The sequence below is a fragment of the Streptomyces sp. MNU76 genome, assembly GCF_020982545.1.
Classification (GTDB): domain Bacteria; phylum Actinomycetota; class Actinomycetes; order Streptomycetales; family Streptomycetaceae; genus Streptomyces.
Genome location: NZ_JAJKLK010000003.1, coordinates 1278063 through 1302715, shown reverse-complemented (window position 1 = coordinate 1302715; position 24653 = coordinate 1278063). Strand labels below are relative to the sequence as shown.

General features: G+C 71.0%; 24 protein-coding genes, 2 tRNA genes and 1 pseudogene. 19 read left to right on the top strand and 8 right to left on the bottom strand.

Annotated elements, in window-relative coordinates; all coding sequences use genetic code 11:
* Complete coding sequence (locus tag E4N62_RS12160; RefSeq protein WP_230213880.1) at positions 1-1440, bottom strand: hypothetical protein; 1440 nt, start codon at positions 1438-1440, stop codon at positions 1-3.
* 238 nt (positions 1441-1678) lie between these two features.
* Between E4N62_RS12160 and E4N62_RS49350 the strand changes: the two genes are divergently transcribed.
* Positions 1679-2014: an inorganic diphosphatase gene (locus tag E4N62_RS49350; RefSeq protein ID WP_374116971.1), complete on the top strand. Its 336-nt coding sequence runs from the start codon at positions 1679-1681 to the stop codon at positions 2012-2014.
* 261 nt (positions 2015-2275) lie between these two features.
* Here E4N62_RS49350 and E4N62_RS12150 read toward each other — a convergent pair whose 3' ends face one another.
* The gene (locus tag E4N62_RS12150; protein WP_230213879.1) at positions 2276-3373 is read right to left on the bottom strand and encodes a hypothetical protein; all 1098 of its coding nucleotides are present in this window, start codon (positions 3371-3373) and stop codon (positions 2276-2278) included.
* A gap of 696 nt (positions 3374-4069) precedes the next feature.
* Between E4N62_RS12150 and E4N62_RS49345 the strand changes: the two genes are divergently transcribed.
* Together E4N62_RS49345 and E4N62_RS12140 are read left to right on the top strand one after the other, a co-directional pair.
* Positions 4070-4399 carry a helix-turn-helix domain-containing protein gene (locus tag E4N62_RS49345; protein WP_268269162.1) on the top strand — a complete coding sequence of 110 codons (330 nt, stop codon included), beginning with the start codon at positions 4070-4072 and terminating at the stop codon, positions 4397-4399.
* Positions 4389-5606 (top strand): site-specific integrase, encoded by a 1218-nt coding sequence (locus E4N62_RS12140; RefSeq protein ID WP_230213878.1) that lies wholly within the window; start codon positions 4389-4391, stop codon positions 5604-5606. Before E4N62_RS49345 ends, E4N62_RS12140 begins: the two co-directional genes overlap by 11 nt.
* A 99-nt stretch (positions 5607-5705) precedes the next feature.
* On the opposite strand, the gene E4N62_RS12135 is transcribed toward E4N62_RS12140, so the two are convergent.
* A tRNA-Pro gene (locus E4N62_RS12135) sits at positions 5706-5779 on the bottom strand.
* A 99-nt stretch (positions 5780-5878) separates the two neighbouring features.
* On the opposite strand from E4N62_RS12135, the pseudogene E4N62_RS12130 reads away from it, so the two are divergent.
* A pseudogene (locus E4N62_RS12130) lies at positions 5879-6392 on the top strand (DUF309 domain-containing protein).
* Positions 6393-6432: 40 nt separating this feature from the next.
* On the opposite strand, the gene E4N62_RS12125 reads toward E4N62_RS12130, so the two are convergent.
* Positions 6433-7206 carry a sulfite exporter TauE/SafE family protein gene (locus E4N62_RS12125; RefSeq protein WP_230213877.1) on the bottom strand — a complete coding sequence of 258 codons (774 nt, stop codon included), beginning with the start codon at positions 7204-7206 and terminating at the stop codon, positions 6433-6435.
* Positions 7207-7369: 163 nt separating this feature from the next.
* Between E4N62_RS12125 and E4N62_RS12120 the strand changes: the two genes are divergently transcribed.
* Genes E4N62_RS12120 through E4N62_RS12110 form a run of 3 tightly spaced genes read left to right on the top strand, consistent with a single transcriptional unit; the run spans position 7370 to position 8993 of the window.
* A complete protein-coding gene (locus E4N62_RS12120) occupies positions 7370-8179 on the top strand; it encodes an alpha/beta hydrolase (RefSeq protein ID WP_230213876.1) in 810 nt (269 codons plus the stop codon).
* Positions 8180-8220: 41 nt separating this feature from the next.
* Complete coding sequence (locus E4N62_RS12115; protein ID WP_230213875.1) at positions 8221-8496, top strand: WhiB family transcriptional regulator; 276 nt, start codon at positions 8221-8223, stop codon at positions 8494-8496.
* Positions 8497-8510: 14 nt separating this feature from the next.
* A complete protein-coding gene (locus E4N62_RS12110; protein WP_230213874.1) occupies positions 8511-8993 on the top strand; it encodes a Dps family protein in 483 nt (160 codons plus the stop codon).
* 199 nt (positions 8994-9192) lie between these two features.
* Here E4N62_RS12110 and E4N62_RS12105 read toward each other — a convergent pair whose 3' ends face one another.
* Positions 9193-10563, bottom strand: coding sequence for an amidohydrolase family protein (locus E4N62_RS12105; protein ID WP_230213873.1), 1371 nt, complete (start codon positions 10561-10563; stop codon positions 9193-9195).
* A 202-nt stretch (positions 10564-10765) separates the two neighbouring features.
* Complete coding sequence (locus E4N62_RS12100) at positions 10766-12631, bottom strand: glycoside hydrolase family 15 protein (protein ID WP_230213872.1); 1866 nt, start codon at positions 12629-12631, stop codon at positions 10766-10768.
* 383 nt (positions 12632-13014) lie between these two features.
* Between E4N62_RS12100 and E4N62_RS12095 the strand changes: the two genes are divergently transcribed.
* On the top strand, positions 13015-13332 hold the full coding sequence (locus tag E4N62_RS12095) for a hypothetical protein (RefSeq protein WP_230213871.1): 318 nt from the start codon (positions 13015-13017) through the stop codon (positions 13330-13332).
* Between the two features lie 68 nt (positions 13333-13400).
* On the opposite strand, the gene E4N62_RS12090 is transcribed toward E4N62_RS12095, so the two are convergent.
* Positions 13401-13679 (bottom strand): hypothetical protein, encoded by a 279-nt coding sequence (locus E4N62_RS12090; protein WP_230213870.1) that lies wholly within the window; start codon positions 13677-13679, stop codon positions 13401-13403.
* Positions 13680-13819: 140 nt separating this feature from the next.
* Here E4N62_RS12090 and E4N62_RS12085 point away from each other — a divergent pair, with 140 nt between their 5' ends.
* From E4N62_RS12085 to E4N62_RS12040, 10 genes are all read left to right on the top strand, one after another.
* The gene (locus tag E4N62_RS12085; RefSeq protein ID WP_230213869.1) at positions 13820-14986 is read left to right on the top strand and encodes an FAD-binding oxidoreductase; all 1167 of its coding nucleotides are present in this window, start codon (positions 13820-13822) and stop codon (positions 14984-14986) included.
* Positions 14983-15282, top strand: a complete 300-nt coding sequence (locus tag E4N62_RS12080; RefSeq protein WP_230213868.1) for a (2Fe-2S)-binding protein — start codon at positions 14983-14985, stop codon at positions 15280-15282. The genes E4N62_RS12085 and E4N62_RS12080 overlap by 4 nt, the downstream gene beginning before the upstream one ends.
* Positions 15272-16726 (top strand): NAD(P)/FAD-dependent oxidoreductase, encoded by a 1455-nt coding sequence (locus E4N62_RS12075; RefSeq protein WP_230213867.1) that lies wholly within the window; start codon positions 15272-15274, stop codon positions 16724-16726. Before E4N62_RS12080 ends, E4N62_RS12075 begins: the two co-directional genes overlap by 11 nt.
* Before the next feature lie 162 nt (positions 16727-16888).
* Complete coding sequence (locus E4N62_RS12070) at positions 16889-17785, top strand: dihydrodipicolinate synthase family protein (RefSeq protein ID WP_230213866.1); 897 nt, start codon at positions 16889-16891, stop codon at positions 17783-17785.
* A 45-nt stretch (positions 17786-17830) separates the two neighbouring features.
* On the top strand, positions 17831-18832 hold the full coding sequence (locus E4N62_RS12065) for a proline racemase family protein (RefSeq protein ID WP_230213865.1): 1002 nt from the start codon (positions 17831-17833) through the stop codon (positions 18830-18832).
* 10 nt (positions 18833-18842) lie between these two features.
* Positions 18843-19526 (top strand): GntR family transcriptional regulator, encoded by a 684-nt coding sequence (locus E4N62_RS12060; RefSeq protein WP_230213864.1) that lies wholly within the window; start codon positions 18843-18845, stop codon positions 19524-19526.
* Positions 19527-19649: 123 nt separating this feature from the next.
* Positions 19650-20177, top strand: a complete 528-nt coding sequence (locus tag E4N62_RS12055; RefSeq protein ID WP_184902079.1) for an NUDIX hydrolase family protein — start codon at positions 19650-19652, stop codon at positions 20175-20177.
* A gap of 255 nt (positions 20178-20432) precedes the next feature.
* On the top strand, positions 20433-20831 hold the full coding sequence (locus E4N62_RS12050) for a hypothetical protein (RefSeq protein WP_230213863.1): 399 nt from the start codon (positions 20433-20435) through the stop codon (positions 20829-20831).
* Between the two features lie 1258 nt (positions 20832-22089).
* Positions 22090-22488 carry a peptidoglycan-binding protein gene (locus tag E4N62_RS12045; protein WP_230213862.1) on the top strand — a complete coding sequence of 133 codons (399 nt, stop codon included), beginning with the start codon at positions 22090-22092 and terminating at the stop codon, positions 22486-22488.
* A gap of 38 nt (positions 22489-22526) precedes the next feature.
* Entirely contained in the window at positions 22527-23339 is an 813-nt protein-coding gene (locus E4N62_RS12040) for a peptidoglycan recognition family protein (RefSeq protein WP_230213861.1), read from the top strand.
* Between the two features lie 308 nt (positions 23340-23647).
* Here the strand turns inward: E4N62_RS12040 and E4N62_RS12035 are convergent.
* A tRNA-Pro gene (locus E4N62_RS12035) sits at positions 23648-23721 on the bottom strand.
* A gap of 169 nt (positions 23722-23890) precedes the next feature.
* Between E4N62_RS12035 and E4N62_RS12030 the strand changes: the two genes are divergently transcribed.
* Positions 23891-24580 (top strand): transketolase, encoded by a 690-nt coding sequence (locus E4N62_RS12030; protein ID WP_230213860.1) that lies wholly within the window; start codon positions 23891-23893, stop codon positions 24578-24580.
* Positions 24581-24653 lie beyond the last annotated feature (73 nt).

The following is a 24653-nucleotide window of genomic DNA, read 5'->3' as shown; positions in this document are numbered from 1 at the left end:
TTACACGGAATCGAGTCTCCATTCGAACCGGGGCGGTTCACTCTGAGTCGCAGTGGCAGCAAGGCTGGACAAAGCCTCCTCTCGCGACCGCAACAGGTCCATTCGGCCGGTTGCAGTGGCGTGCTCCGCAAACCAGGTAGCAGCCAGCACACAATGCGGGTCACTGGCACGGAGAGCGTCAATCGTGGCGCACACTTCATCAAGAGTGACCTGGTGAAAGTGCTCGTAGGCCGCGAGATCGCCGAGGGCGTTCGCCGCGCGGATCAGTTCGTCAGGCGCCTCGATCTGATCGGTGGCCAGCCGTTGACTAACCGACACCGCACGCCACACCTCACCTGAAGGCAAAGCCGCGGCCAACACGGCCACGCCAGCAGCCACGCCGGCGGTGTGCTCCCCGGCTTTGTGGTGAGCCTTGGCCTGCTGCTGACGTACAGCCAACGCGAACGGAACCCAGGCCGAAGACTCAAGCGCATCCGCAACGCGCGCGTAGCGGACAGCAGCGGCCGCGGGATCACATTCCTCCAGGGCCTGAGCCTCCTTGAAGTTTTCGGCCAGCCCGAGATGCGCAATCGGTCCCCGCAGCAAGGCGTCAGGATCGACTTCCGCCAGCTGCTGATTACCGCCGAGCGAGAGGAAGCGCGGCTTGAGTCGAGCGGCCAGGTGCCGACGCAACATAGTTTCGGTGACCTGAGCAGCGGTCGGAGCCCAGTCACCCACAAGGTGCTCAATCCGGCTCATAACTCCTTCCGCCGCCCTCGTGGAGTCCTCAGCAGCTACATCGCGCAGCCGGTCGACCGCCTGAGTGCGATCACGCTCGTCACCGCCCTCCAAGCGGATGTGCTGAACCCTCAGGGCGGACAGCAGACGCCAGGTCAGCTCTTTGGCGGACACGATGGTGGTGTCAATGCCACGTGCCGCGGCAGCTGCGGACACCACCTCGTCAAGCTGGCGAAGGCGGGCTCGTACCTTCTCGTTCGTGGGACCCGAGCGGGCAGCCTCGGTCCGAAACTGATCCGGCCCTCTTCCGGCCGCGATCTGGGCCAGGCTGGCCACCTCATGACCGTGGACGTTGCGCTCGGCGACCGCGAGCACCAACCGATAGCGGCCTTGCTGTACCTCTTGCCAATGTTCGGAAATCTCCAACAGGAAGCTGCCGATCAATGCCACGGTTGCCTCGCTCGATGGCACGATCTCAGGATCTCTGCGGACGCCGATACAGACGGAGAAGTCCTCGCCGTCAGGCGACGGCCTGGCGGTGATCAGGATGTCGTCGACTTTGCTGAACTGGCTCGCCTGCAGCTTGATCTCCACCGGTACGAGCACCGGGTCCCCGAGCTCGTCCAGCGAACCGCGCGTCAGCAAGGAAGAGAGAAGGACCGCGGCGTAGCGGTGTTCCAGTACCGTGCCCCCGCCGCCCGTCGAGTACGGCGAGACGCCCATCAATGCGCTCCTGCGTCGTTGACCAAGGCCACAACTCCAGCCTATCCCGCGTGTGAGAGCTGACGGCTGTCCCGACTGCCCATTCAGCTAAAACGCGATTCACCCATCGGGCCGGACAGCAGGAGGGGCCGCGCAAGAGACCCCCCGCTTGCCGGTCGACATCGATCGCCGTGCTGCTCGAGCACCGTCCAATCTCGTGACCCTGGAGATTCCATAGGGATCCGGCACCAAGTAGGAGATGGACCATGAGGCGGGGCGGATCCGCCTGGACCGACTGCTGTTCACCGCTACCCGCCATCCGGCTGACTACGGCTGCGTCGACCACGCTCTCGGCCTCGACGGCGAACGACTCGACGCCCTCGTCATCATCGGCGAGCGAACCTCCCCGGCTGCGTCATCCAAGGCCCGCGTAATCACAGAAGTGCTTGCGGTGATGAGCCCGGACCACCTCGCCAAATTCGCAGTTCTACGCGCCACGGGCCTGGCTTCTATCCGGCGGACCAAGATCCGGGCTGCTGGGCGCTCCACACATGTAGCTGAGCAAGAGCGCTTGGCACCACGAAATTCCCGCTAACCTGCCACACCCGCGTAGCCAGCAGACCGCCTGACCAGCGACACAAAACGCCTGACGACCCATCAGAACGAGCGTCAAATGAGCGTCACGAGCGTCATTTCAGCGTCAAGATATCGCCCGTAACGCCCACACCGCACATAATGCGCACGGACAAAACCGCAGGTCAGGCCCCCTCGTGGCCGGTTCGAGGCTCGCGACACACTCCACATGATGAGTCATCGGAAACACATGGACGACTCTGCGAACCGCCCACAGTGCGCGTCAACGTCCGCCCGGTTCCGGTCCACAGGGACTCCAACCCTTCAGGTGTGCCTTGAGTTCGTCCGACGTGGGCTCCCTTGGAGTCGGCATCACCGGAAGCTGGTTCAAGGGGTCGATCGCCCGCACAAATTCACGTGCCCACTCCAACCAGCGTCTGGCCGATCCCAGAGTGGACTCGTCCACATCACCATGTTGGACAAGACGACGTTCCAGAGCATCGCAGTACGCACCGAGCACGGCGGCCTCCTGCCAGCGTCCGGCTTCCTCGCGCAGCTTCTCGGCCAGTTGGTCCTGAACAGCTCGCTTCCTCGCCTCCTCCATGGCCGCCCGCCAACGGACCTCGCGCTCCGCCCTGACCCACTGCTCGTGCTCCCTGCGCTGAGCGTCCTGTGTCGCTCGCGCTTCGACCTCCCCAAGGATCACCCCCAGGGCATCCTCAAGCGCCCTGCTCTTCCGGTCTCGCCAACGCCCTGGCCGACCGGACCGGCCATGGTCAAGCTCGACGACAATACGCGCGGAGCGCTCTGCATTCGTCGACTGCGGGAACTCCTGCCTGACACTGACCGCGCACGCGAAACCGCCGACCACCACGTCCACTCCGCCCTCGTGCCGCGAATAGCACGACCGGCTCTGCTTGACCTCGTATCCTCGCCGCACCGCCTCGGCAGCCAGCGCCTGCAGCAGCAAGAGCGACCGGCGGCGAAGCACAGCGGGAACGACGAACTGTTCGTCATCGTCCTTGAGCGCAGCCACAGCCGGATGAAGAGAACTCAGCCGCGTGCTCACCGGCACCACCGACGCATCAGCCTCCGGCCGCCGACTCCGCACGTTGGGATGCGGACCTTCAGCAAGAAACATCTCCAGCCCGCGTGCACCGATCCGGGCCTTCTCGATGCGTTTGCCCCGCGGTTCCAGGCCGTGCCGCTTGGCGAAATCCACCGCACGCCGCAACTCCGCAACCTCGTCGTCATCGAGGTCGGTGAAACAGACACGCCCCTCGACAACCAGACGCTCGACCAAATCCACTGCCTTCGCCCGCCGAGCTCGCGCGATGGGCCGCTCGCTGTATGGCGTCGGATTGCGTTTTCGAGCGGTCACTTCGCACTGTGCTCCATTCTTCGTGGACGCCAGAGTCCCAGCTGACACTAACTGAACGCCACCCGTAAACAACGATCGTCGGGATGACGACCAAGCCGCGTACAAGAACGAAGCCGGCCTCAGCGACTCCGTGTACGCATCCCCACCGCTCCAGATGACTGTCAGCAGGCGGCGGTCTAGCAGGGGCGGGCCGAGCGTAATTCTCGCGGCACCCCGACTCCAGGCCCCTCACCAGTCACGAGCCGCAGCAGAAGCGTGTGCCGCCGTTCAGTAAAGGCGGACCGCCGATGCACGAGCCGCCGCCCGCACCCCACTCACCCTGCGCAGGACCGAAAGGGCGGCCGACGACAAGAAAGGGAGTCCCGTGAGAAATTCCCAGAACTTCCGGCTGCGTCAACGAACATGGCGGTGAAGCAGCCGAAAGATCATCTACGCAGCTCAGTGCTGCCGCCATCCGACGCGGTCGGCACTATAACTCGGAAACGCCGGTTAGCCAAACCGGCGTTTCCAGAGACGATTATTCCGCCAACGTCCGCTCCCGAGCACAACCACGGACCTAAGCGACAGTGAAGGCGCGTCGCGACTACCGGCTCGAAATTCGCCGCGCGCGTTCTCCGGTCGCGAACTGTGTCGTCCGTCTCTGGACTCTTCCACAGATCCGTCTAGTGTTCCGTACTCCCCGGAGAATAGCCGCACTTGCCCAATGAGCCGATAACAGCCATTGCCCACGCCGAACCGCATCACGAGAAGGAGGCCGCAGCGTACCCTGCAGCTCCTCCCCATCATGTCGTCTCACCTGATAACCAAGCGCCTCTGCTGACCAACGTCTGGTATTCGACCAGTGACCTCGCCGCTTGTCTGAGAGTGGACGCCTCAACTCTCCGCCGTTGGCGCACCGCTCAGCCTCCTCAGGGGCCGCCTTTCGTCACGGTCTCGGAACGCGTCGTCATGTATAGCGCCCTCGACGTCGAGGAATGGCTGCGCCGCCGACGTACCGTCCCTGCCAAGGGGCTCAATGGCCGATAAGACCAGTGTTCCTGTCGGTGTCCGGCTCTCCACCGATATCGAGTACCGTCCTGACCGCCCCACTCCGTATCGGGCACGCGTCCGGTGGACCGATCCGACCAGCAAGCGCCGCCAGTCACTGTCCGAGGGAAAGGACAGCGAAGACGAAGCGCAGGAATGGCTCCAGGGCATCATCGAGGCCGCACAGGCCGGCCTGAGCCCAACGCTGGCCACCATGAAACTCGCCGAATACGGCGAAGCGAACATGGACCTCGCCCTGCGCGGCCTGGAGTTGAAAACGCTGGACCCCTACCTCGCGGGGTGGCGGATGCGTGTGGTCCCCGCCCTGGGTCACCTCGCGGTACGGATGATCACCAATGGCGTCGTCGACCGCACCGTGCAGAACTGGATCGCCGACGAGCACAGCCGCTCGACCGTGAAGAACACCATCGCCGTCCTGGTCCGCGTCATGGAGCAGGCCGTCCGTGACGGCATCATCAAGGTCAACCCCGCCCGGGTGACCGGCTGGCAGAAACTCTACAAGCAGGCCGAGGACGAACTCCTCGACCCACGCGCGCTGGCCCTGCCCGACTGGGAGACCCTCCTCGCACTGGCCGACGCACTCGTGGCCGCCTCCCACGACCACTACCGCGGCTGGGGAGACGTCGTCCTCTTCGCCGCCTGCACCGCCGCCCGGATCGGCGAGGTCTCGGGATGCCGCGTCGGTGACATCGACACCAGCCAGTGGATCTGGACCGTGCGGCGTCAGACCACACCCGCGCCCGGCGGGCTGACCGACAAGGGCACCAAGGGCAAGCGGGCCCGCAAGGTTCCCATCGTCGAGGAGATCCGCCCCCTCGTCGCCCAGCGCATCCTGTCCGCCGGCCCCGATCCCGACGCCCGCCTGTTCACCGGCCCGCGCGGCGGACGCATCTCCACCGCCGTCCTGCGCGACGCCACACACTGGGACGACGTGGTCACCAAACTCGGCTACGAGCACCTGCGCCGCCACGACCTCCGGCACACCGGACTGACCTGGTTCGCCGACGCCGGAGTCCAAGTGCACGTCCTCCGCAGGATCGCCGGCCACGGGTCACTGACCACCACCCAGCGCTACCTGCACCCGGACGTACACAAAATCACGGCCGCCGGGGCGGCGCTCTCCGCCCACCTCAGTGTGCTCCGCGCACCGCGCTCCCTGCCGGGCCCGATCGTCATGACTCGCTGAACCCGGTCAAGGGCGCCGGTCCCCAAGTGGTCCCCAAGAATGATCAAGGGCCGGTTTCGGATGCCTCCGAAACCGGCCCTGACCTGCGACTGTCTCCAGTCGGGACGACAGGATTTGAACCTGCGACCCCTTGACCCCCAGTCAAGTGCGCTACCAAGCTGCGCCACGTCCCGGTGCGCTGTCCGCGGAGAACCGCGTGATCGCGCACTGAGAACTTTACCGTACGTCGGCCACTGCCCGGTGGCCGGTGAGCGGCGAGGGACAATCGGGGCATGAGCGGGACAGCGGAGGACGGGACGGCGCCGGAGCGGGACCGGGACGAGGAGGGGCGGGCGCGGAGCGCGCGGCCCCAGGACGGCTGGGGCGCCCGTTGCCGTACGGGGCGCCGGGGGTGGAGCGGCAACCCGAGGGGTGGTGCGGGACCCCGAGCGGACGGTCGCCGAGGCGCAGGCGCTGCTGGACGCGGGGAAGCCGTTCCATGCGCACGAGGTGTTCGAGGACGCCTGGAAGTCCGGCCCCGACGAGGAGCGGGCGCTGTGGCGTGGCCTCGCCCAGCTCGCGGTGGGGCTCACGCACTCGGCGCGCGGGAACGTCAAGGGCGGTGCACGGCTGCTGCGGCGCGGCGCCGGTGCCGTGGAGGAATGGGGCGCCGGGAGCGGACGGTCGCAGCCGTACGGCGTCGATCTGGACGGGGTGGGGGCCTGGGCCCGGCGGCTGGCCGACGTCGTGGAGCGGGAGGGGGCCGCGGTCGACGCGGAGGCGTGGGCGCCGCGGTTGCGGGGCTGACAGCGGGGCCCCGGACTCGGCGCCGTACGGGACGAAGGGCTCAGCGGAGCAGTAGTTGCAGGCCGCCCACGATCGTCGCCGCGATCACCAGCTGCTCGAACAGCTTCTGGTTGATGCGGTTCACCGCCCACTTGCCGAGGAACGCGCCGGGGACGACGAACAGGACCAGCGCGGCGTCCAGCAGCAGCGAGTGCGCGTCGATGAGTCCGAGACCCACGCTGAACGGGACCTTGGAGACGTTGACGATGAGGAAGAAGAACGCCGACGTGCCGAGGAAACCGAGCTTCCGGAAGCCGGCCGAGAGCAGGTACATCGACATCACGGGACCGCCGGCGTTGGCGACCATGGTGGTGAAACCCCCGAGTACGCCGTACGAACGGGCCTTGACGCGGCCCGCGCGGGTGGTGATCGCGTCGGGTTCGTCGTCCTTGTCGACCGTACGGCGGCGCCAGATGGTGACGGCCGTCATCAGCAGCAGGATCGCGCCGATGGATGTGCGGACGACCTGGTCGTCGGCCCGGGCCAGGAACAGCGTGCCGAGGAGCACGCCGGCGCCGACCGCCGGGAAGAGCTTCCAGAGGGTGGGCCAGTGGGCGTGCCTGCGGTAGGTGAGCACCGCGAGGACGTCACCGACGATCAGGATCGGCAGGAGGACGCCCGTCGAGGCGCGCGCGGGCAGCACGGCGGCGAAGATCGCGAGGCTGACCGTGTTGGCACCGCTCACCGCGGTCTTCGAGAAGCCGACGAGCAGGGCCGCGAAGGCGAGGGCCGCGAACTCGGCCGTGGACAGGTGCCAGAGAGTCATCGTGTTCATGCGGGGACCGATGCTATGCGCACCTATCGGCGGGCGGCAGAACCGTCTCGCCAGTCGGCCCTGCCGTCCGGGTCGGCGCTTTGGCCCCGGACGGCCCATGGACCATCGTCCGACGGGCTGGCAAGATCCCCCGGGTACCTTCACCGACGTAGTTGGAGGAGTCATGGCCGACTCGCGCGAGCACAGCTTCGCCGGTACGCGGGGCGGTGTCACCGCGCGGGAATGGCCGTGCGAGAGCGCGCGGTACGTCGTGCTCCTGGTGCACGGGTACGGGGAGCACATCGGCCGGTACGAGCATGTCGCCGACGCCCTGGTGCGGCACGGCGCGGCGGTGTTCGGTCCCGATCATCTGGGGCACGGTAGGTCGGCGGGCGAGCGGGTGCTGATCGAGGACTTCGAGGACGTGGTCTCCGATGTGCACGCCGTGGAGGTGCTGGCGCGGGCCGGGTACCCGGGACTGCCGGTGGTGCTGATCGGCCACTCCATGGGCGGTCTGATCGGCGCGCGGTACGCCCAGCGCTACGGTGCCGGGCTCGCGGCGCTCGTCCTGTCCGGGCCGCTGATCGGGATCTGGGAGCCGTTGCGGGCGCTGCTCGCGCCGCCCCGGGTCCCCGAGGTGCCGCTCGACCCGAAGCTGCTGTCGCGGGACATGGCGGTCGGCGCCGCGTACGCGAACGATCCGCTGGTGTGGCACGGCCCGTTCAAGCGGCCGACGCTGGAGGCGATCGACCGCACGTTGGAGGCGATCTCGAAGGGCGGGCCCATCGGTCCGCTCCCGCTGCTGTGGCTGCACGGCGACGACGACCGGATCGTGCCGCTGCCCGGCAGCCGTACGGGGATCGAGGAGCTGCGCGGGACCGAGTGGACCGAGCGCGTCTACCCGGGCGCCCGGCACGAGGTGTTCAACGAGATGAACCGGAGCGAAGTGCTCGCGGACGTCACGGAGTTCGTGGACGGCGCGCTGGGTCGCTGAACCCGCGTTTTCCGTCCTCCGCGCTGGGCACCCGGCCCCGCATGGAGTGGTTGCGGAGAGCGGCCTGCGTGGGAGAGGACCCCGACCTGTTCTTCCCCGTGGGCACCACAGGACCGGCGCTCGACGACGTCGCCGCCGCCAAACGTGTCTGTGGCCGCTGCCCGGTGCGGCGCGAGTGCCTCATGTGGGCGCTCGGCAGCGGGCAGACGGCCGGCGTGTGGGGCGGCATGGGCGAGGAGGAACGCGCCGACCTGCTCCGCAGAACCGGGAGCGCCGACGCCGCCCGGCACGAGGCTCTCGCCGGTACGAAGCGATGAGGAGTGACGCGTAGATGACGATGGTGAGGAGCACGCTGCCCGAGCCCGCCCGCCGGATCGCGGGCGACGCGCTGCAGGAGAGCCTGGTGGATCTGCTGGGGCTCTCGCTGATCGGCAAGCAGGCCCATTGGAACATCGTGGGGCCGAGGTTCCGTTCGATCCACCTGCAGCTCGACGAGGTGGTGTCCACGACACGGTCCTACGCCGATCAGATCGCCGAACGCGCCGCCGCGCTCGGGATCTCCCCGGACGGCCGACCGGAGACCGTCGCGGCACGGTTCGATCTGCAGGGGCCGAAGGAGGGCTGGCTGCGGGACACCGAGGTCGTACGGCTGCTGGTGGGTGCGCTGGAGGAAGCGATCGGGCGGCTGCGGAAGCGGATCGACGCGACCGAGGAGGCCGACAAGGTCACCCAGGATCTGCTGATCTCGCTCACCTACGAGTTGGAGAAGCAGCGCTGGATGTTCGAGGCCGAGAACTGGCCGCGCGAGGACTGACCGTGAGAACCGACCGCGAGGACTGACATCGGGCACGACGCGCTACGCCCGACATCCGACATACGACGTCGGCGCACCACTGTCCCGTCGAGGACCACGGGCCGCCGGAGCCCCCGACCGCCTCGCAGCGGTCGGGGGCTCCGGCGGCCCGGCGCGTCGCGTGTCGCCTGGTGTCACATGGTGTCGCGTGGCTGTTCCGTCAGGTGGCGCTCTTCTTGGCCGCCACGGCCGCGAGCAGCCGGTCGCGTGACTCCTCGACCAGGCGACGGGCCCGGCCGACGTCGGCGAGCAGCCTGCCGTCCCGCTTGTGGATCACGCCGTCGACGATGACCGTGTCGACGTTGGAGACGTCCGCGCTGAGCGTCACGGCGGCGGTGGCGTCGTGCACGGGCACCATGTTGAGGGCGGTGGCGTCGAGGGCGACGACATCGGCGCGCTTGCCGGGGGTGAGGGAGCCGGTACGGTCCTCCAGACCGGCCACATGGGCGCCGTTGACCGTGGCGATCTCCAGCATCTGACGTGCCGTCAACATGGTGTTCGGGACCGGCAGGTTGGCGTGCCAGCAGTCGGCGTTGACCCGGGCCCGTTCGGCAGCGAAGGCGGCGCGGATCTGGGTGAACATGTCGCCGGGCACGGTGGTGACGACGTCGATGCTCAAGGACGGCCGCAGCCCGTGTTCGATCGCCTGCATGACCGGCGGCCAGCCGTGCCCCATCTGGGTCTCCACCTGGGCGGCGATGGAGACCGTCCCCCCGCTGTCGGCCACCATCCGCCACTCGTCCTCACCGAGGTGGCAACAGTGGACGTAGGTCGTGTCGGGCCCGAGCAGGCCCATCTGGTGCAGCCGCCTGACCATGCCGAAGCGTCCGGCCAGGCGGCCCATGGCGACGTGCACGGTGATCGGGATGCCCAGCTCGCGGGCGAGTCCCCACTCCCGCTGGACCACGTCGTCGGTGCAGAAGCCGGGGCCCCGGGTGGCCAGGGCCATGGTGAGGAGGCCGCCGTCGGAGGCGAAGTGCTCGGCGCGGACGCGGCGTACGTCGTCGCCGGGTACCGCGATCTTGCTGTCGAACCAGTAGTCGGCGAGGGAGGTGTTGGCGCTGCCGTACGCGTACTGGGCCCGGATGCCGGTCTCCGACAGCGCCTGGATCGCGGCGTCCGGGTGCTCGGGCGTGTTGTTGATGTGGGACCAGTCGACGAGGGTGGTGATGCCCGCGTTGAGGCACTCCAGGGTGCCCGCCAGGTTGCCCGCGTACACGTCCTCGGGGGTGTAGACGGGCGCGAAGGTGTCGAGGACGTCGACGAAGTAGTCGTCGAGGGTGGCGTCGGGGGCGCAGCCGCGGATCGGCGCCTCCCAGGTGTGGCGGTGGGTGTCGACGAAGCCGGGGATGACGATGCGGCCGGTCATGTCGAGCACCTCGGCGTCCACGTCCGCGTCGATGTGCGGCTCGACCGCCGTGATCGTGCCGTCCTCGATGAGGATGTCACCCCGCGGCAGGTCACCGATGGCCGGGTCCATGGTGACGACATGGCCCGAGCGCAGGAGCATCCGTGGCATCCGTGTGGTCATCGCCGTTCCTCCCAGAGGTGGGTTCCGCTGAAAACTGACGGAATGTCAGTATGCGGCGAGGTCGCGGACGGTGCCCAGACCCGGCCGACGGTGGGACGACCCGCTCCCGGGAGGTGCCTGCAGACGCGCAGCAGATGGATGTGCAGGCGGGACGCCGGCAGAAGGGACCGCCCCTGGAGTGGCGAGCCGCCCACGCCCCGCGTCAGGAGGCTGTCCGGGAATTGGTCGCCTCGTCCGAGGGGTGGACGTCCTGGGGTTTCCTCGGGTCCTCGCGGCGGGCGTGCGGGGCGTGCAGGTCGAGCTCGTAGGCGACCCGGATCAGCGGGACGTGGGTGAACGCCTGCGGGAAGTTGCCCAGTTGGCGGCGGGCACGGGGGTCGTACTCCTCGGCGAGCAGTCCGACGTCGTTGCGCAGTTCCAGCAGCCGTTCGTACAGCGCGCGGGCCTCGTCCTCCCGGCCGATCACCAGCAGGGCGTCCGCGAGCCAGAAGGAGCAGGCGAGGAAGGCGCCCTCGCCACCGACGAGGCCGTCCGGCGAGTCGGCGGCACCCGCCGAGTAACGGGCCACCAGCCCGTCCGAGAGGAGTTCGCGCTGCACGGCCTCGACGGTGCCGATCACCCGCGGGTCGTCCGGCGGCAGGAAGCCGGTCTGAGGGATCTGCAGCAGCGCGGCGTCGAGTTCCCGGGAGCCGTACGACTGGGTGAAGGTGTTCCGCTCCGGGTCGTAGGCCCGCTCGCAGACCTCACGGTGGATGCGGTCACGGACCTCGCGCCACCTCCCCACCGGACCGGGACGGCCGTGCGCCTCCGCCAGCCGGACCGCCCGGTCGAAGGCGACCCAGCACATCACCTTGGAGTGCGTGTAATGGCGGGGGGCGCCGCGCATCTCCCACAGCCCCTGGTCGGGCTCGGTCCAGGCCCGCTCCAGGTGCTCCAGGAACACCGCCTGGAGCGACACCAGATGCTTGCGCGGGCGCAGCCCGCAGCCGATCGACAGATGGATCGCGTCCATCACCTCACCGGGCACGTCGAGCTGCCGCTGCCCGGCGGCGGCGTTGCCGATCCGCACCGGGCGCGACCCCTCGTAGCCCGGCAGCCAGTCGGCCTCCCACTCGGTGAGCCGCCGCTCCCCCGCGATGCCGTACATGATCTGCACGTCCTCGGGCCGCCCCGCCACCGCCCGCTCCAGCCAGGCGCGCCAGGCGTCCGCCTCGGCCTTGAAACCGCTGCGCAGCAGGGCCTCCAGCGTCATGCCCGCGTCCCGCAGCCAGCAGAACCGGTAGTCCCAGTTCCGTACGCCGCCGATCTCCTCCGGCAGGGATGTGGTCGGCGCGGCGACGATGCCGCCGGTCGGCTGGTACGTCAGGGCCTTGAGCGTGATCAGGGAGCGGGCGACGGCGTCACGGTAGGGCCCGTCGTAGGTGAGTCTGCGCAGCCAGCGGCGCCAGTACGACTCGGTGCTGCGCAGTGCCTCGAAGGGGTCCACCGGGTGTGGTGCGGACAGGTGGGAGGGATGCCAGGTCAGCACGAAGGGGATCCGTTCGCCCGCCGCGACCGGGAACACGGCGGTGTGGGCCGTGCCGTGGCCGACCGGCCGCACGGGGGTGCGCAGCCACACCGACTCGGGTCCGGCGGTGCCCGTCAGCGCGCCGCCCCGGCGGCGCATCCAGGGCAGGACCCGGCCGTAGTCGAAGCGGAGCCGCAGGTCCATCCGCATGTCGACGGTGCCGGAGAGCCCTTCCACGATGCGTACGACGCTGGGGGCGCCGGTCTTGCGGCACGGCATGAAGTCGGTGACCAGGACCTGGCCGGCGGTGGTCTCCCACTCCGTCTCCAGGATCGCCGTGTCGTCCCGGTAGCGGCGGCGGGCGTAGGGGCCGTTCTCGTCGGCGGGGGCGATGCGCCAGCGTCCGTTGTCCTCGTCGCCGAGCAGGGCGGCGAAGCAGGCGGGCGAGTCGAAGCGGGGGAGGCAGAGCCAGTCGATGCTGCCGTCCTTGCCGACGAGGGCGGCGCTGAGGAGATCGCCGATCAGGGCGTATTCCTCGATGCGGCTGGGCTGTCCTGGCATGGGGTCAGTGTCGGGGGACCGAGGGCGCGCGGCATGCGGGGTGGGGCGTTCGAGTTCCCGCGAGTCCCGGTCGTGGCGGACTTGCGCGCGGGAGGAGTGCCGTGGGTCCAGCCCGTACTCGGCCGAAAGGGTGACACGGGTCTGGGGCGGACGGTGGGGTGGGGGTGGGGGTGAACGAGGGTCTTCACTTTCCGGACGGTAGCGGGCCACGCGACGGCAAGGACCGCTCCCCCGCACGACCGGAAGCTGCACACGACCCCTGTTCCGAGCACCGCGCACCACGTCCGGAGCACCGCGCACCATGGTCGAGCGCCGACGGCGCGTACGAAACACCGACGGCTCTACCGCGACCATCGGTGAACGTCCACGGAAAGGACCGGCTCTTGAACGCTTCCGCGAAAGCCTCGGACATCTCCCCGACCGAACGGATCCGTACCCTCGCGGACATCCTCTCCGGCAGGATCACGGCGCGGGAGGCCGCGCACCGCCACGGCCTGCCCGTGGGGGTCGTACGGCAGTGGCTGCGGGAGATCCCGGTCGTGGCGCCGACGGATCCGACGGGCCGCGCCGACCGAACGGACCAGGCCGACCAGGCCAACCGGGCCTCCGGTGACGACGTGGCACCGGCGCGAGCGGACCGGCGGCCCCTGCCCCGCTGCCGGGTGGTCGTCGACGAGATGGTGCAGGGGCTCGGGCTCTGATCGCCGCTCCGGCCCCTACGCTCCCCGCCATGACACTGCGGAACACCGCCCATGGAGGTCAGTTCGGCTCACGTCATCGTCACCATGGTGCGCCGGGCACGGTCGCCGCGCGGGCCGCGGACGTCGCCGACCGGACCGGCGGGGCTCGCCCGCCCGGGCCACTTCCTCGACCTGCCGGACGAGGTCTCCCGCAGATGATCGAGGTCGACTACTTCGGCACGCTGCACGCCATCCGCGCCGTCGCCCCCGGCGAAGAGCCGGGGGAAGCCGGAGCAGACCCGGGCCGTCGGCGGAACGATCAGACCGCTCACGGCGGAGAAGGACGCGGCGGCGATCGCGAAGGGCATCAACCCGCCGTTCGCGGCTCGGCGCGGCGCCGAAGAGTTGCCCCGTGACTCGTGTGGCCCTCGCCGCCCGCCGGGGCAGGGGGCCCGGGACCCGTTGCCGGGGTATACCGCGCCGTAGCGCCATGTGACATAGTACTGGCGTGACCGAGCGACTGACCTGCGACGTCGTGGTGGTGGGCGCGGGAATGGTGGGCGCGGCCTGCGCCCTGTACGCGGCCCGTGCGGGTCTGGACGTCGTCGTGGTGGACCGCGGCCCGGTGGCCGGCGGCACGACGGGTGCCGGCGAGGGCAACATCCTGGTCTCCGACAAGGAACCCGGTCCCGAGCTCGAACTCGCCCTACTGTCAAACCGCCTGTGGGCCGAGCTGGCCGCCGAGCCGGGTCTGGGAAAGGCGTTCGAGTACGAGGCCAAGGGTGGGGTCGTCGTGGCGTCCGCGCCGGAGGGCCTGGCCGCGCTGGAGCGGTTCGCCGCCGGGCAACGCGCGGCCGGGGTGGCGGCGTTCACCGTCACCGACGGACAACTGACCGACCTGGAACCCCACTTGGCGCCCGGCCTCGCGGGCGGCATCCACTACCCCCAGGACGCCCAGGTCATGCCCACCCTGGCCGCCGCCCACCTCGTACGGGCCTCCGGGGCCCGGCTGTTCACCGGCAGGACCGTGACCGGGGTGCTGCGCACACGGTCCGGTGCCGTGCGGGGCGTGCGGACCGACCGGGGAGACGTCCACGCCCCAGCGCTGGTGAACGCCGCCGGCACCTGGGGCGGCGAACTGGCCGCGCTCGCCGGTGTGCGCCTTCCGGTCCTCCCCCGGCGCGGCTTCGTACTCGTCACCGAACCACTGCCACCGATGGTGCGGCACAAGGTGTACGCCGCCGACTACGTGGCCGACGTGGCCAGCGACTCGGCGGCGCTCCAGACCTCCCCCGTGGTGGAGGGCACGGCCGCCGGACCCGTGCTGATCGGCGCGAGCCGCGAACGGGTCGGCTTCGACCGGTCGTTCTCGCTCCCCGTCGTACGGGCCCTGGCGGCGGGCGCCACCCGGCTGTTCCCGTTCCTGGAGGAGGTGTGCGCGATGCGGACGTACGTCGGCTTCCGGCCCTACATGCCGGACCATCTGCCCGCGATCGGGCCGGACCCGCGGGTGCCGGGCCTGTTCCACGCCTGCGGGCACGAGGGTGCCGGGATCGGGCTCGCGACCGGGACCGGGCAGCTGATCGCCCAGGTGCTCGGGGGCGCGACGCCCGAGCTGGATCTCGCGCCGTTCCGCCCGGACCGGTTCGCGGAGCACGAGGGGGATGTGGCGTGAACCCACGGGAACTGGCCCGGGCGGAACCGGGGCCCGCCTTCACCGTCACCCTCGACGGGCGTGAGCTGGAGGCACTTCCGGGCCAGACGGTCGCGGCCACGCTCTGGGCCGTCGGCGTGACGTCCTGGCGCAGCACGAGGGGCGCGGGGCGACCGCGCGGGATCTTCTGCGGCATCGGTGTCTGCTTCGACTGCCTGGTCACCGTCAACGAGCGCCCCAATCAACGGGCTTGTCTGGTTCCGGTCCGGCCGGGCGATGCGATCCGCACCCAGGAGGGCACCGGCCATGAGCACTGAACCCGGGCCGCCCCGGCTGGCGATCGTCGGCGCCGGCCCCGCGGGCCTCGCCGCGGCCCTGGCGGCGGCCGGTCGAGGCGTGCGGGTCACCGTGGTCGACGCCGGCCGGGCAGCCGGCGGCCAGTTCTACCGGCAGCCCGCGGCCGCGCTCGGCGCCCGGCGCCCGCAGGCCCTGCACCATCAGTGGCGCACCTGGCAGCGGCTGCGCGACGGCCTCGCCCGGGAGGTGGCCGCCGGACGCGTCACCCACCTCCCGGACCACCATGTGTGGTGCGTGGAGCGGCGCTCCGAGGGCTCTGGGCGCTTCACCGTGCACGCGCTGCTCGGGCCCGACCGGGAGCGGCCCGTGGAGGTGCGCGCGGACGCCGTCCTGCTCGCGACCGGAAGCTACGAGAAGGTGCTGCCCTTCCCCGGCTGGACCCTGCCGGGCGTGGTCACCGCCGGGGGCGCGCAGGCCATGCTGAAGGGCACGCTCGCGGTGTCGGGCCGTACGGCGGTCGTCGCCGGGACCGGCCCTTTGCTGCTGCCGGTGGCAACCGGGCTCGCGGCGGCGGGGGTCACGGTGGCCGCGCTGGTGGAGTCCGCCGACCCCAAGGCCCTGGCACGACGGGCCGGGGCGCTGGCCGGCCGCGCTGACAAACTCGCCGAAGGGGCCGGGTACGCGGTCGAGTTGCTGCGCCGCCGGGTACGGACCCTCGTCCGGCACACCGTCGTCGAGGCGCACGGCGCTGACCGGTTGGAGGCCGTGACCGTCGCCGCGCTCGACACCGAGGGCCGGGTCCGGCGCGGGACCGGCCGGCGCGTCCCCTGCGACACGCTCGCCGTCGGGCACGGCCTGCTCCCGCACACCGACCTCGCCGAGGCGCTCGGCTGCCGGCTCGAGTCCACCGGCCCACGTGTGTGGGTCGACGAGGAGCAGCGCACCGATGTGCCGGGCGTATGGGCGGCGGGCGAGACCACCGGGATCGGCGGCGCGGTCCTCTCCCTCGCGGAGGGGCACATCGCCGGACGGTCGGCCGCCGACCGCCTCCGGGGGCGGGTGCCGGCCCCGGCCGCGTGGGCGGGTGCCGCCAAGTCCCGTGCCGCACTGCGGGAGTTCTTCGCCGTACTCGACTCCGTGTACGTCCCGCCTGCGCACTGGACCGAGCAGGTCACGGACGACACGGTCGTCTGCCGGTGCGAGGAGGTCGACGCCGGAGCCGTCCGCGAGGCCGTCGCGGAACTGGGCGCCGGGGACGTCCGGACGGTGAAGCTGCTCACCCGAGCCGGGATGGGCTGGTGCCAGGGCCGGGTGTGCGGGCCCGCCGTCGCGGGGATCGCCGGGTGCGAACCGGGCGTCGCCCGAAGGCCGTTCGCCCAGCCGGTGCCGTTGGGCGTACTGGCGCGGGCGGGCGAGAGCGAGGACGACTCCGAGGAGGACCCCGACGGCGGCGCCCCGCCCTGAGCCCCGCGCGACACGCGCACGCGCGCCCCATCACCCGACGCCCCTCGCCGGACCTGACCTGACCTGACCCGACCACCGCACCACCGCACCACCGCACCACCGCACCACCGCACCACCGCACACCAGTGATATGTCACACCTCATGGAGAGGGCATCCCACTCATGGCCACCACCGAGAACCGTCCCTGGCGCGGCGTCCTCGTCGCCACCGCGCTCCCCCTCCGCGACGATCTCTCCGTCGACCACGACGCGTACGCCGAGCACTGCGCCTGGCTCGTCGAGAACGGCTGTGACGGTGTCGTACCGAACGGCTCGCTCGGCGAGTACCAGGTGCTGACGCCCGAGGAGCGCGCCAAGGTCGTCGAGACGGCCGTCGCCGCGATCGGCGGCGCGCGGGTGATGCCGGGTGTCGCCGCGTACGGGTCCGCCGAGTCCCGGCGCTGGGCCGAGCAGGCGCGGGACGCGGGCTGCGCGGCGGTGATGCTGCTGCCGCCGAACGCCTACCGCGCCGACGAGCGGTCCGTGCTCGCGCACTACGCCGAGGTCGCGAAGGCCGGCGTCCCGGTCGTGGCGTACAACAACCCCATCGACACCAAGGTCGACCTCGTCCCCGAACTGCTCGCCAAGCTGCACGGCGAGGGGTACATCAGGGCCGTGAAGGAGTTCTCCGGCGATGTCCGCCGGGCCTACCAGCTCGCCGAACTCGCCCCGGACCTCGATCTGTTGATCGGCGCGGACGACGTCCTGCTGGAGCTGGCGCTGGCCGGCGCCAAGGGCTGGGTGGCCGGCTACCCGAACGCGCTGCCCGCCGCGACGGTGGAGCTGTACCACGCGGCGGTGGACGGTGACCTCGCCACCGCCAAGGACCTCTACGCGCAGTTGCACCCGTTGCTGCGCTGGGACTCCAAGGTCGAGTTCGTGCAGGCGATCAAGCTGTCGATGGACATCGTGGGCCGACCCGGAGGACGCTGCCGTCCGCCGCGCGTGGAACTGCTGCCGGAGCAGGAGGCCGTGATCCGCTCGGCCACCGAGAAGGCCGTCGCGGCGGGGCTCGCGTAACCACAGCAGAACTCGCGTAACCACAGCAGAAAGGGAGGGCCGGTCATGCGCAGCAAACTCGTCCTGCACGCCGTCGACTCGCACACCGAGGGCATGCCCACCCGGGTGATCACCGGCGGGATCGGCACGATCCCCGGCGCGACCATGAACGAACGCCGTCTGTGGTTCCGTGAACACCGCGACGACGTCAAGCAGTTGCTGATGAACGAGCCGCGTGGGCACGCGGCGATGAGCGGCGCGATCCTCCAGCCGCCGGCCCGCCCGGACTGCGACTGGGGCGTCGTCTACATCGAGGTCTCCGGCTATCTGCCCATGTGCGGTCACGGCACGATCGGCGTGGCGACCGTGCTGGTGGAGACCGGCATGGTCGAGGTCGTCGAACCGGTCACCACCATCCGCCTCGACACCCCGGCGGGCCTCGTCGTGGCCGAGGTGGCGGTGGAGGACGGCGCGGCGAAGGCGGTCACCCTGCGGAACGTGCCGTCGTTCTCCGTCGGCCTCGACCGCAAGGCCACGCTCGCCGACGGCGGGACGGTGACCTACGACCTCGCGTACGGCGGCAACTTCTACGCGATCCTGCCGCTGGAGCAGTTCGGCCTGCCCTTCGACCGCGACCGCAAGGACGACATCCTGCGGGCGGGCCTGGACCTGATGGAGGCCATCAACGCCGAAGGGGAGCCCGTGCACCCGGAGGACCCGTCGATCCACGGCGTCCACCACGTCCACCTGTACGCCCCGGGCGCCACCGCCCGGCACTCGCGGCACGCGATGGCCATCCACCCCGGCTGGTTCGACCGCTCCCCCTGCGGCACGGGCACCAGCGCGCGCATGGCACAGCTCCACGCGCGTGGTGAACTCCCCCTGCACACCGAGTTCGTGAACGAGTCCTTCATCGGCACCCACTTCACCGGCAGACTGCTCGGCGAGACCGAGGTGGCGGGTGTGCCCGCCGTACTGCCAAGCTTCACCGGCCGCGCCTGGATCACCGGCACGGCACAGTATCTGCTCGACCCGACCGACCCGTTCCCGGCCGGGTTCGTCCTCTAGGAGAGGTGCGATGGCCCTGTCAGCCCCTGCCGCCGGCCCCGCCCTGCCGGTGCTCGGCGGCAAGAAGAGCAGCTACCGCGAGCGCGTAGCCGACGCCTTGCGGGCCGCGCTGATCGCCGGTGAGCTGCGGCCGGGCGAGGTGTACTCCGCGCCCGCGCTCGCCGGCCGCTTCGGTGTCTCGGCGACGCCGGTGCGGGAGGCCATGCTGGATCTGGCCAAGGAGGGGCTGGTCGACCCCGTGCCCAACAAAGGGTTCCGGGTCACCGCCGTCACCGAGAAGCAGCTGGACGAGTACACGCATGTCCGCTCGCTCATCGAAATCCCGACCACGGCCGGCCTGGCCCGGACCGCCGACCAGATCTCCCTGGAGGCGCTGCGGCCCGCCGCCCGGGAGATCGTGGCCGCCGCGGCCGCCGGGGACCTCATCGCGTACGTCGAGGCCGACACCCGCTTCCATCTCGGTCTGCTCGCCCTCGCGGGCAATGCGCACCTCGTCGAGGTGGTGGGTGACCTGCGCAAACGCGCCCGCCTCTACGGCCTGACCGCACTCGCCGAGTCGGGCCGGCTGCTGTCCTCGGCGCAGGAGCACCTGGAGTTGCTGGACGCGCTGCTCGCCCGCGACGAGGAGGCCGTACGCGCGGTGATGACCCGCCACCTCGGTCATGTGCGCGGGCTGTGGGCCGCGCACGACTGAACGTCCGCGCCTGATCGTCCGCGCCGCGCATGCGGGCGGAGCGGCCGGGGCATCTCTGACAGGTGTGATCGGAGCGACGCGCGCTTCGACTGACGTTGAAAGTATGATCGGCCAATGTCTGACATGACCGAAACCACGCCCGGCTGGCTGCCGTCCGACGAGCTCGAGTCGGCGCGCGCCCGGATGCCGATCCTGTACGTCGAGGCCGTGCCCGTGCGCGTCGACGACAGCGGCGAAGTCACCAGCATCGGGCTGCTGCTGCGCATCGGCCCGGACGGGACGGTCAGCCGCAATCTGGTCTCCGGCCGCGTGATGCACCACGAGCGGGTCCGGGACGCGCTCCTGCGTCACCTGGAGAAGGACCTCGGTCCGGTGGCGCTGCCCCGTGTCCCGTCCGCCCTCCAGCCCTTCACGATCGCGGAGTACTTCCCGACGCAGGGCATCACCCCGTTCCACGACCCGCGGCAGCACGCGGTCTCCCTCGCCTACATCGTCCCGGTGGCCGGTGACTGCCGACCCCGGCAGGACGCGCTCGACCTGGTGTGGTTCAGCCCCCAGGACGCGGCGTCGGCCTCCGTCCAGAGCGAGATGCCGGGCGGCCAGGGCGTCCTCCTGAAGCAGGCCCTGGCGCATGTGGGCTGCCTGTCCTGACACGGATGTCTGCCTTGACCGGGCTGTCCGCCCTGACGGGGCGGGGGCGGCACGGAGGGCGGGTGGCACCGGCCGGGGCTCAGGGTTTCGGTCCGAGGTAGGCGGCGTGCGGGTTCCCGCTGAGCCTCGCCGCGGCGGGGGGCCGCCAGTTCGGTCGCCGTGGCGCGGGCGACGGCGGCACGGCCCGCTTCCCCGAGGGCGTCGGCGAGACGGGCCCGGCCGAGCCAGTTGTAGGGGCTGTGCGGACTCAGACCGGTGCGCTCGCCGATCAGGAGCCGGGCCAGGTCGTCCCGGCGCGCGCGGAGGGCCGCCTCCAGCAGGGTCCGCTGGACCACGTCCCGCTGGGCGTGGCTGCCGCCGAAGGTGTGCAGCCGGCGGCGGATCGGCCACAGGAGGTCCACCACCGTCGCGTGGTCCGCACGGGCGAACGCCACCAGCGCCTCGCACACCGGCAGCCCGATCTCGGCGGTCATCACGCGGTTGGTGCGGGGCCGCCCGTCCTCCTGGGCCGCCCCGCAGCCAGCGCCGCCGGTCGGCGACGAACTCGTCCGCGGTGTCCAGCCGCCCGGCCCCCGCGAACGCCATGACGGCGTGCACGTCGTTGAAGGCGTAGAACGGCGGGTCCTCGCGCGCGGCCCACGCGTCGGCCAGTGACCGCCAACGGGCCTCCTGGTCCACGCCGTCCAGGAGGAACCGCCACAACAGCGAGGCGGCGTCGAGGAGTTCCATGACGAACCCGGACGAGTTCTCGTGGTGCAGCACGGCGTCGTAGATCCGCAGGGCCGTGGCGGTGTCGCCCGCCTCCAGCGCGTACAGGGCGTAGTGCCACCAGCTGTGCACCGTCAGCAGGCTGCCGCTCGCCCAGTCGTCGAGGCGCGCGTCGAGGAAGTCGAGCCCCTCGGCGAACCGGCCCCGCATCTCGTGCACATGGACGACGGCGTGGATGGCCCAGATGTCACGGGGGTTCCGCTCGACGGCGGCACGGGCCACCTCATCGGCCCGGTCGTAGTGGCCCGACTCCTCCAGGCCGAACGCGTACATGCCCAGGAGCGGCCCGCGATGGGGGTCGTCCGTGTCCCACGCCGGCAGGGCTCCGCCGATCCGGTCCCGCAGCCGCGTGGCGTCCCCCGTGAAGAAGTCGAGCTGGTGGCCCACCGCCAGGGCGAGCGGATCACGCGGGCACTCCACGACCAGGTCCTCCAGGATCCGACCGGCCAGACCCAGATCGCCGTCGAGCCAGGCTCCCGCCGCGGCCATGTGCATCCGCTCCCGCCGGGGCAGCGCCGCATGGTCCAGCCCGGCGCTGAACGCCCGGAAGCCACGGCCCGCCTCCTCGGCGTCCCGGGACTCGGTGCCCAGCACCCCCAGATACGCCGCGAACGCCTGGGCCAGCGGCGATCCGGGGCACGCGGCCACGGCGTCCGCGACGGCGGTCGGGAACTCCGGCCGGAAGAACAACAGCCCCTCCACGGCCCGGTCCAGATGCCCCGCTCCCTCGGCGTCGCACTCGTGGAGGCGGTTTCCGTACCGGTCGTTCACCATCGCAGCTCATCTCCGGCGCGTGTCGGGTGTCGCGTATCGAGTGTGAGTGTCGTCGGTCGGACCGCGGTCGTCGGCGACGACACCGCGGCACAGCCCGGGCCCCCATCCAACCGACCAGCCCACCGCCCAGTCCACCGCGCACCCCCGACACGCCCCGGATCACCACCGCGCGCCGGATGTGGCGTCCTGTGCCCCCCCCCCTCGCGGCGACTTGGAACCATTGCCTCCGTTTCTCCGCCCGACACCCACCCCCGCCTGCGTCTTTTCGGCAGGGTCGAACGAGCGTGACAGCCGTCGCGCACCACCGGCACCATCGAGTCACACCGGAACGACTCCGTATGCGCGTACCGACGTCTGGAGTGACATCCGTATGAGAAGCAACAGGATCGCGGTGGTCGCCGCCGCCACGGCCGTGCTGCTGGCCGGGGGGATCGACGGGGTCCGGGCCGCGAGTGCCGCGCCCACGGCCGCCGACCACTGCGGCGGTTACTGGGACGCCAGTTGGCCTCCTCCGGAGATCGGCCAGGGCGACGTCGACACGACGAGCCCGTCCGCGGTCATGCTCGGGCAGTGCTATCTGAACCTCTCCATGTCGGGCGACAACCTGACGGTCGACGGCAGGTTCGGACCCAACACGCGCCTGGCGACCGTACGTTTCCAGCAGTGCGCCGACATCGACGACGACGGAGCCATCGGCCCGGTCACCTGGCCCCTGCTCCGCTCGTGGGCGAACAGCCCGGGCTATCTCTGCGACCTCGACCTGCCCTGATCCCACTCTCCGGCCACCGCCCCTCCGGAAGGACAGCCATGCATCCGAGGCACACGTCTCCGTCCGACTCCACCAACTCCGCAGCCTCCTTCGCCTCGCCCGGCGCGCCCGCCCCCTTCGGCGCGTTACCCAGGCGCGCGCTGCTGGGGGCCCTCGGCGCCGTCGCCGTGACGGGAGCCGTCTCCCGCCCGGCCGCGGCGGCGGGCTCCCCGACGGCCGGCTCCCGCTCCGCCGCGTACGTCATGCTGTCCCGGCAGGCCTGGGGCGCGGACGAGAGCCTGCGCTTCGGCGCGGACGGCAGCGAGACCTGGCCGCCCGACTACCACCCGGTGCAGACCCTGTCCGTGCACCACACCGGCAGCGCGAACGGCGAGGCCAATCCCGCGGCCCGGGTCCGCACGATCTACCGCGACCAGACGGTCGGTCAGGGCTGGGGCGACATCGGCTACCACTACCTGATCGACGCGGCCGGACGGGTCTACGAAGGACGGTGGTCCGGCACCGACGGGGACCCCGCGCACAACGCGGCGGGACGGCTGGTCACCGGCGCCCACATCGGCACGTACAACACGGGGAACGTCGGGATCGCCCTGCTGGGGACGTTCAGCGCCGTCGCGCCCACGGCCGCCGCGCGCGGCGCGCTCGTCCAACTGCTGGCGGAACTCGCCACACGGCACTCCATCAACCCCCTTCAGCAGAAGGTGGTCTACGTCAACCCTGTCAGCGGCGCCATATGGGACGGCCCCGCCATCTCCGGCCACCGCGACTGGGCGGCCACCGACTGCCCCGGCGGCGTACTGCACTCCCAGCTACCGGCGATCCGCGCGGACGTGGCGGCCCTGACGGGGTGACACGGTCGGCCCGCTCGCACGGCCGGCCGGTCCGTCGGTCGGTCCGTCGAGGGGACGCTCACCGCAGGGCGATCACCGCCATTCCCCGGGCGTGGCCCCCGCTCCCCATGGCGTACGCCCTCGGCCGTGTCGGCCAGCGCCTGGAGCACGTCCACCAGGTTCCTGGCCGTGCGCCCCGGCGACACCGTGGTGATCAGCGGCGCGTCCGGCGCCGTCGGCGGGCCGACTGACCCGACCGCCGGACGATACGTGGAAGGGGCTGTACCGGATCACTCCGGTACAGCCCCTTCACCTACGACTCTCTCGAGTCGGGACGACAGGATTTGAACCTGCGACCCCTTGACCCCCAGTCAAGTGCGCTACCAAGCTGCGCCACGTCCCGGTGCCCGTCTGACCTGGGGTTTCCCCTGGCTGAACGTGCACGGAAACAATACCGCACTCGGGCCGGTGGTCGCGCACGCGTTTTTCGCCGCGAGGGAGGGGAGGCACCCTCGCACCCCCGACCGCCACGCCTTGACCTGAAGTTTGGTTGAGGTTGCAGGCTCTCTCCCATGACGACGACGTACGGATTCACAGAGCTGCCCGAGCTGATGGGGCTGATGACGGGCGCCGAGAAGCACGGACCGGCGGCCACCTCCACGCTGGACGTGCTGTGGGTGCTCTACGACCGGGTGCTGCGGGTGGGGCCGGGGCGGCCGGAGGACCCGGACCGGGACCGGTTCCTGCTGTCGAAGGGGCACGGGCCGATGGCGTACTACGCGGTACTCGCCGCGAAGGGCTTCGTGCCGGTCGACTGGCTGCCCGGCTTCGGTTCCTACGACTCTCCGCTCGGCCACCATCCTGACCGGGTGCTGGTGCCGGGCGCGGAGATCGGCAGCGGGTCGCTCGGGCACGGCCTGCCGATCGCGGTCGGGACGGCGCTCGGGCTGCGGGCCCAGGGACGGGTCGACCCGGCGGTGTGGGTGCTGATCGGGGACGCGGAGCTGGACGAGGGCAGCAATCACGAGGCGATCGCGTACGCCGGTCCCGCCGGCCTCGACCGGCTCCACACCGTCGTGATCGACAACTCCTCCGCCAGTCACGCGCGGCCCGGCGGTATCGCCGCGCGGTTCGAGGTGGCGGGCTGGTCCGCCGAGACCGTGGACGGGCGCGACCACGAGGCGCTGCACGCCGCCTTCACCGCGCCGCACCCGGGGCGGCCCCGGGTCGTCGTGGCCCGTGTCGAGCCGAAGAACGCCTGAATCAAGGCCCGACCACATGAGCCCAGCCCGACGCGACCCGACCCGACCCGCCCCTAGAGTTCCGCAACCACCC